The sequence below is a fragment of the Streptomyces sp. ATLC9 genome (genome assembly GCF_057196705.1).
On the sequence record NZ_JBXUOY010000495.1, the window covers coordinates 1 to 1,521 of the forward strand.

Genomic DNA, 1,521 nt, shown 5'->3' on the forward strand with positions numbered 1-1,521 from the left:
GGACCCGCCCCGCCGCCCCCGCCGGGGTCGCGGTACGCGGGCACGCACACCAGCAGGACGGTGGCGAGCGCGGGCAGGACCGGCCGGTGTGCGGCCGCGGCCTCCGGGAGACCGCCCCCGCGGGCCCCGGGGGCCGGGATCCACGGGGGCTGCGCCGTCCCTACCGGCTCCGCGGGCTGCGCACCGGCCGCGGTGGCCGTCCTCACCTCAGCTGCCTCCGAGCCGGAGGACGGAGCCCGCGGTGCGCAGCAGGATCGAGACGTCCTGCCACAGTGACCAGGTCTCGACGTAGTGGTTGTCGAACCGCGCCCGGTCCTCGATGGAGGTGTCGCCGCGCAGTCCGTGCACCTGGGCCAGTCCGGTGATCCCGGCGGGCATCCGGTGGCGGGCCGCGTAGCCGGGGTGGAGCCGGCTGAAGTGCTGGACGAAGTAGGGGCGTTCGGGACGCGGTCCGACCAGGCTCATGTCGCCGCGCAGCACGTTCCACAGCTGGGGCAGCTCGTCGAGCGAGGTGCGGCGCAGCACATGTCCGACCGTGCTCATCCGGCGGTCGTCGGCCACGTTCCAGCGCGTCGCCGACTCGTGCTCGTCACGGGGGCGCAGGGTGCGGAACTTCAGGACGGTGAACGGGCGCCCGCCCAGCCCGATCCGCTCCTGGCGGAAGATCACGCCGGGGCCGTCGGCGACCCGGACGGCGAGCGCGCAGGCCAGCAGCACCGGGGCCGCGGCCACCAGCGCCACGGCGGCGACCGTGACGTCCAGGGCCCGCTTGCCGCGCAGTCCGGCACGGCGGCGGGGCCCGGGGTCCAGGCGGCGGCAGGGGAAGCCCCACAGGTGCTCGGCCGGGCCTCCGGCACCGCGGGTGCGGGGGACGGCGGCGGCCGGGTGCGCGGCCGGGGAGGTCGTGCCGACCACCCACACGGTGCAGTCCAGGTCCGTGAAGAGCCGCACGAGCGCCACGGCGTCCGGGTCCGGTCCGGGGTCGCGGGTGAACACCGCGTCGCGGACGGCGTTCTGGATGACGGCGCGGACGATGTCCTCGCGTCCGGTGAGCACCGGCACCGAGACTCCCTCGGCCAGTGCCGCGTCGGCCGGTTCCCCTCCCGGCTCGACCACCCCGACCGGGCGCATCCCGTACTCGGGGTGCTCGTACAGGGCGGCGGTGACCCGCCGCCCCGCCTCTCCGGCGCCGATGACCAGGGCGGAGCGCGGTCTGCGGCGTCCGGCACGGCGGCGCGCCAGGTGGACGGCGCCGCGGGCGGTGCAGGCCAGCACCGTGTGGGCGGCCACCGCGGCCGCCAGGACCGTCAGACCCGGGGCCCCCGCCTCCCGGACCGCGGCCGTGAGCGCGGCGGCCGCGCACCAGGCGGCGGCCGTACGGCCGAGCAGGGCGGGCAGCTCGCCGAGCGCGGTCGGCGCCAGGGCGATGCGGTAGAGGCCGGCGCGGGCGTTGAGCGGCACCAGGACGGCCAGCAGCGCGGCACACAGCACCGCGGCCGTGAGGGCCCCCCCGCCTCCGCC

The 1,521-nt window shown here is 78.0% G+C and carries 1 protein-coding gene and 1 pseudogene; both read right to left on the bottom strand.

Translation table 11 applies throughout. The annotated features are described in order from the left end of the window. Nucleotides 1-206 (bottom strand): annotated as a pseudogene (locus AC2CJA_RS26610) (hypothetical protein); the annotation flags it as partial. Nucleotide 207: 1 nt separating this feature from the next. Further along, nucleotides 208-1,491, bottom strand: coding sequence for an exopolysaccharide biosynthesis polyprenyl glycosylphosphotransferase (locus AC2CJA_RS26615; protein WP_484605205.1), 1,284 nt, complete (start codon nt 1,489-1,491; stop codon nt 208-210). Nucleotides 1,492-1,521: the final 30 nt, after the last annotated feature.